Raw genomic sequence first — 6,176 nt, 5'->3', positions numbered from 1 at the left:
GTGTGGTGGCAGATGATCCTATGGTCGGTGCCAGTATCGTGAGTCCTAGTATCATTGCTAGATTCCAGGATAAGGCGAAGAAGACCGGCGGAAACTATCAAGATATGATTAATGATGCGCTAGAAGAGTATTTGTTAGATCATTAGTCGATAAAACCACAGCGTCTAAAACACCCACCACTTTTTCTTTTTCTCAACCGTAGCTACGGTTGAGTTGTCTGTTTTTTCTTTCTCTTGTTCAAGTGGCGGCTCATAGCTCTGTTCAGACTTTTTAAACTCTAGCAGTCTTACTTGAGCGAAATCTTGAATACTGGCATTGGCTTTATCCAGTGTTTTGTTCAATTGTGCTATCTGTTGCTGGTAATTCTCTATTAACTTCTTTTGATCACTTACCTGTTGGTTTAGATGTTCATTCTTGAGCTTTTCGAGCGCTAATTGGTGTTCAATATCTGTATTGTATTGGACAATTTGACTGTTCAGAGGTGTATTTTGGACAGTGTTCACTGAACGTTCAGTACGTTTTTTCAAAACGGGCTCTCCAAATACTCGCAGCATCTCCGCAGTGTCTATCTTCTTATCTGCTGCTCTAGATAGCTCACCATCATTGACCTTCTGATAGATTGTAGTTCTCGATACACCCCATTCTTTTGCCGCTTTCGTCACCGATATGTTCATTGTTCACCTAGTGCCCAAGTACGTTTTTAGCAAGTGTTCAGTACAACTGTCCAGAACGTTTATTGAACAACTATGGCATTAACCCTACTATTAGGCAAATTGAATGTTTAGTTGGGTTTCTATTACTAGAAGTAAACTTATAAGTGATAGTTTTTATAGAAATGCACTCAATTATGGTTTAAATAGAGTGGTCTATGGAGTTTTTAATACGTTTAGCGGTTTAATACACTGGTTTCAGGGCCCTAAACTTTGATTATTGAACCAAACTAATAACATGCCATCAAAAGGAAATGAGATAATTCATTTCAATATGCATATAATTTTAGAAAAATAGGAGTGTTCTTTATAATGTCTAATGCTGACGAAAAAACTGAGATATCTGAGAAAATAGTTAATACTGAATTTGATCCTGAAGAAATAGAGGATAACGATGATTCCGAACACCTCAAAGAGCCTTTCGATCCTAAAAAAGTAGATGTAAGCATTACAACTCCAAATTTAAATATGCTAATTACTAGACTGCACCACAATGAAATTGATCTTGTGCCAGATTTCCAACGTTCTGGAGATTTGTGGAGCAAACAGATCCAAAGCCGGTTAATTGAATCTATACTCATTCGACTGCCTATACCTGCTTTTTATTTCGATGCTGCTATCGATGATAAATGGCAGGTTGTGGATGGTTTACAACGTTTATCTGCCATTAACAACTTTGTAGTAACACAAAATTTACATTTAACAAATTTGGAGTTCTTAACCGAGTATGAAGGGTGCTCATATAATGAATTACCAAGAGCGCTTCAACGTAGAATAGATGAATTCCAAACTTCCGTTTATCTAATAAAGCCTGGTACTCCAGTAGGAGTGAAATATTCTTTGTTTAATCGGATTAATACTGGGGGATTAAAACTCAATCATCAAGAAATTCGGCATGCAATGAGCCAGTCTATTAACGGCGGCGCAGCATCTAAGTTCTTGAAAAGGCTCGTTGAAACAGAAGTGTTTAAAAATGTGGTCATAAATAAGAATTATCGAATGGCTCATGAAGAGCTGGCACTAAGACATATATCTTTTATTATGTTTGGTATTGAATCTTATAAGTCTTCCATGCCAAAATTTCTTAATAAAGCAATGATAGAATTAAGCTCTGTGGAAGATAAAAGATTAGCAGAGATGGAGAAAGGATTCTTGGCATCGCTGAAAACTACATTCGATATTTTCGAAACTGACTCTTTTAAGAAAACCTTAGCAATACCAGGTCATAGAAGAGTAGTTAACAAGCCATTATTTGAATCTGTTTCGGTATGCCTGGCAAAAATTAGCGATGAAGAGCGCTCGATTTTACTGAATAGAAAGGATGATTTTCTGAAAGCTTTTATCTGTCTACTTGAGGATCAAAAATTTGATATCGCTATAAGTAAGTCAACAGCAAATACTGAAAAAGTCCAAACTAGATTTAGCATGGTAAGTGCATTGGTAAACAAACTAATATTAGGCCGTTAATTATGTTGAATCTTTTAAGCTTGAAAAACTTTAAGTCCATCAAAGAAGAGGATTTTGAGTTAAGGAAATTAAATATATTTACTGGCTTTAATGGAATGGGGAAATCGTCAGTTATTCAGTCTTTATTGCTACTAAGGCAATCATATGATAAACACATGCTACCTCACGAAGGATTATCCTTGGTAGGGGAGTATGTAAAAATAGGGATTGGAAAAGACTTACTTTACATGAATGCTGAAGAAGAAGTAGTGAAGATAGAAGCTTTTTGGGATAAAAGTAATTTAGAATTCTATTTTAAATATAACAAAATTTCTGATATGCAGCCTATTAGTTCATCTCATATTGAGGGAGAGGTTTTTACAGAGTCTCTGTTTACATCAAATTTCCAATACTTATCAGCTGAAAGGATTAGCCCTAAAAGTGTATACGATGTGTCTGAGTATGCTGTTAACCAGAAAAGGTCTCTAGGTATAAGAGGAGAATATACCGCTCACTTCTTATCTCAAAATGGCAATGAGCCTTTATCTATTTGTGAACTTAGGCATCCTGAAGCTACAACTACACATCTAATTGATAACTTAAATGCTTGGATGTCGCAAATCACACCTGGCATGAAAATAATAACAAAGCTGATTCCTGAAATAAATCAGGCAAGTCTTCATTATCAATTCTCTTCAGCTACTGAACTCACTAATGAATTTAGACCAGAAAACACAGGGTTTGGTTTGACATATGTACTGCCAATCGTAACTGCTTTGCTAGCCTCTAAACCTGGCGACCTTTTAATTTTAGAGAATCCAGAGTCACATTTACATCCATCTGGTCAGTCAGTAGTTGCTAAGATGATATCAATTGTATCAGAAAATAATGTACAAATAATAATTGAAACACATAGCGACCATATTATAAATGGCGTTAGAGGTTCCGTGAAAAATGAGAAAATTAAATCGGAAAATGTTTTAATTTATTTTTTATCTAGAGACCTGACTTCGTCTGAGCATTGCGTGGATATTGAAAAAATTGAGATAGATGAAAAAGGAAGAATAGATAGTTGGCCTGAAGGTTTTTTTGATGAATGGGATAAGAGTTTAAGTGTTTTACTAAAGGATCGATAAGCCATGTTTGATGCTGTAGTTTTAAACGAAGCTTCATTGCCATTTAAATGTATTGAAGATTGTGAAAGAAATATTGAAAAATTTTTTGATTTGTTGCATGAGGCTCAAAAAAATAAAGTCAGTTTTTCCAGAGTGGATGAGCTAGAAGGAGACTGGAATAGTTTAAATTATGCTGATAATTTCATTTTTAATAAGTGGTTAGATTCTATTGAAGATCACGACAGAAAAGTACAGATAAAAAGTGTTATTACTAGTTCAAAATGCCCATTGTTAGACATTAATAATAATAGAAATGGAGTAGATACTAGCGATACATTCTTCTTGGATGAGAGTAATCGTAATTTAGAAGTTTTAGGATTAGCCTTTGCTTATTTGAATAACTCTCATAGCTTGAGCCTTGCTTCACACTCTCACTGGCTAAAAAGCTCTATAGGTATAGTTAAGTCATGGTACGTGAATAATGAGCTTAACGAAGAGAAGATGGATGTTCCAAACATATCATCTATCCAACAACTAAACTCATTTTTAGATGCTTTTAAAGCAAAGCGACAGAAAAACAAAGATTACTTAACCAAATTAAAAGTTAGGGATAATGATGATTTCGAGAATTTACTTTTTACAGAGAGCGCTCTCAAATCATTTAGATCTAGTTCATTACAGCCCTTAGACTTCAGGGTGATAATATCTATCTTAGAGAGTTTAAACCAAGCGATAACTCTCTCATCTAACATACAAGAGTTATCTAATAATTCTAGTCTAACAATTTCTGGTGAAAGCAAGTCCACAATGTCAGATAAAAGCTTAGTTAGGATGCGGAGTTTTAAACACCCTACTCTAGGTTATCAAGTGTTTGAGCCCCATATCAAAAATTTCACCAATGGCAAGCGTATGCATATCTTAGCTAATTATGAGAACAAAACTATTTGTATAGGTTATTTTGGAAAACATTTGAAGACATCAAGCATTACATGATTGTTTAAACCACTTATCGAGCCTTTCATAAAAACTGTGTAACTACCATTTAGATCAGATGCCTACTTATTCTTCAACTCATTAGATAATGATGCAATCAGCTGACGTGAGCACTTAGCCGTAGCTTGTATTTCGGAGTAGCTATGTCCAGATTTTAGCAGACTAGCGATAATCTTACGCTTCTCGGTGTCTTTCCTACGTCCAGAATATTTGCCTTCAGCCTTAGCACGAGCAATACCTTGCATCTGACGGCTACGTCGATCTTCATAGTCCTTTCTAGCAATAGCAGCGAGCATATCAAGCATCATCGAATTGATAGCCTGCAATACGCTGCTCATAAATTCAGTGCTGCTCTCTGGCTGAAGCGCCATATAGGAGGTCGGCAGCTCTTTTGATACGACTGCCAACTTTTTTTCTGATAGCATTCTTTTGAGAGTATCCCAATCAGCTTGGTTCAAACGTGCTAAGCGGTCAATCTGTTCAACCAAAATCACATCGCCTTCGTGGGCATCATCGATCAGCTGCATTAATTGCGGACGTATCAAAGTTGCGCCTGATTCGTTTTCGAAATAGAAGGCGGCAACTTTGTGGCCATGATCATTAGCAAACTGTATGAGCTCATTTTTGGCACGCTTGGCATCCTGCTCTTTGGTTGAAGCTCGTAGATACGCTCTGATAAACATAAACACCCAAAATAGTCTGTTATAAGTGGTTCCATTATATCAGTCTATTTTAAGTGGTCTATTAATAGGTTTAAAGGGTGAAATAACTGGTTCCCTTGGGGTATGCTTTATCTTTAAATAATATAGTTTTTTTACTTATCGCAGGACATATTAAAATGCGTCCTAAGGACGCATTTTAATATGTCCTGTGTCTTATGTCAATTCTTGAAAGCCTTATCAGCTCTGGCTCAGGTAAAATTTATATCATTTACAAAAAAAAGCTTGCAAACTAGTCACATATTGTTTATAAGTCCTTAGGACTTATAAACAATATGTGACCAATATGCAAAAAACAATTTCTATAGAAGAGGCTACAAGCCTTTGGGTAATTGGGTTAGGCAGAAAAGCAGCCTTCTTCGATTCAGAGTTGTATGAGTTTTTGCATTATATACGTGAAACCAGATCCTTCCAAAACCAAAATATCAAAGGGTTCAGGACGGATAGTAATTTAAAGAAAAAATTATCTGAAGTTACGGACTATCTTGTATCTAGCGGCTTGGTACAAAAACCATATGACAACTACTTCGTTATCGCTAACAAAGACCCTAGCGACCTAGAAATAGTTTGCTCGCTATATAATATAGGATATATAACGTATTTGAGCGCCATGAGGTTCTACAATCTTACTAACAGAATCCCAAAAAGAATTGACTATATTGCTCCTACCAGACCATTGTGGAAGAAAACACAGTCACAAATTCTCTCAGAAAACAGCCCAAATGGTGAAAACCTAGAAAAGAATGATTTCTTTATACCTCCATACCCTTCTGAACGTATCAAAATTAAGGGCAAATACCTTAATGTTCACTCTCGCTCATGCCTTTACCCTCATATGAATAAAGGCCAAGGCGTTAGAATTATTAGCATAGGAGATTTGTTCTTAGAAATGGTGAGAAATCCCGATTTATGCGGTGGATTTCAACATGTTTTAGAGGTTTATGAAGAAATGGCAGAGGTTCTTTTAAATGAAATCATAGACTCAGTTGAGCTATATGGCACTGCTATCGATAAAAGTCGCATTGGTTTCATCCTAAACTCTCATTTGGATATTCAGGATCCTATAATCGCTGAATGGAAGACTTATTCCACAGCTAGAGGAGGAAGTCGTAAAATGATATCAAACGAACCTTACTCAGACTCATATAGTGAGGACTGGTGTCTATCCCTTAATCATAGTGTGTTTAAATAAA

The 6,176-nt window shown here is 35.9% G+C and carries 6 protein-coding genes; 4 read left to right on the top strand and 2 right to left on the bottom strand.

The features are described from left to right. Positions 1 to 164: 164 nt before the first annotated feature. A complete protein-coding gene (locus JMW85_RS14060) occupies positions 165 to 674 on the bottom strand; it encodes a hypothetical protein (protein ID WP_201582192.1) in 510 nt (169 codons plus the stop codon). 348 nt (positions 675 to 1,022) lie between these two features. Here JMW85_RS14060 and JMW85_RS14055 point away from each other — a divergent pair, with 348 nt between their 5' ends. From JMW85_RS14055 to JMW85_RS14045, 3 genes are read left to right on the top strand one after another with little or no spacing between them, the layout of a single operon-like run. Next, positions 1,023 to 2,177, top strand: a complete 1,155-nt coding sequence (locus JMW85_RS14055) for a DUF262 domain-containing protein (protein ID WP_201582191.1) — start codon at positions 1,023 to 1,025, stop codon at positions 2,175 to 2,177. Positions 2,178 to 2,179: 2 nt separating this feature from the next. Beyond that, the gene (locus JMW85_RS14050; protein ID WP_045455931.1) at positions 2,180 to 3,292 is read left to right on the top strand and encodes an AAA family ATPase; all 1,113 of its coding nucleotides are present in this window, start codon (positions 2,180 to 2,182) and stop codon (positions 3,290 to 3,292) included. Positions 3,293 to 3,295: 3 nt separating this feature from the next. Then, complete coding sequence (locus JMW85_RS14045; RefSeq protein WP_045455933.1) at positions 3,296 to 4,264, top strand: hypothetical protein; 969 nt, start codon at positions 3,296 to 3,298, stop codon at positions 4,262 to 4,264. 62 nt (positions 4,265 to 4,326) lie between these two features. Here the strand turns inward: JMW85_RS14045 and JMW85_RS14040 are convergent, their stop codons facing one another. After that, positions 4,327 to 4,947, bottom strand: coding sequence for a recombinase family protein (locus JMW85_RS14040; protein WP_201582190.1), 621 nt, complete (start codon positions 4,945 to 4,947; stop codon positions 4,327 to 4,329). 322 nt (positions 4,948 to 5,269) lie between these two features. On the opposite strand from JMW85_RS14040, the gene JMW85_RS14035 reads away from it, so the two are divergent. Continuing rightward, entirely contained in the window at positions 5,270 to 6,175 is a 906-nt protein-coding gene (locus tag JMW85_RS14035) for a type IV toxin-antitoxin system AbiEi family antitoxin domain-containing protein (RefSeq protein ID WP_201582189.1), read from the top strand. Position 6,176: the final 1 nt, after the last annotated feature.

It is taken from the genome of Psychrobacter glacincola (assembly GCF_904846075.1).
Lineage (GTDB): Bacteria > Pseudomonadota > Gammaproteobacteria > Pseudomonadales > Moraxellaceae > Psychrobacter > Psychrobacter glacincola_C.
The sequence above is the reverse complement of the archived record's forward strand: the minus strand, read 5'-3'. Positions and strand labels throughout refer to the sequence as shown.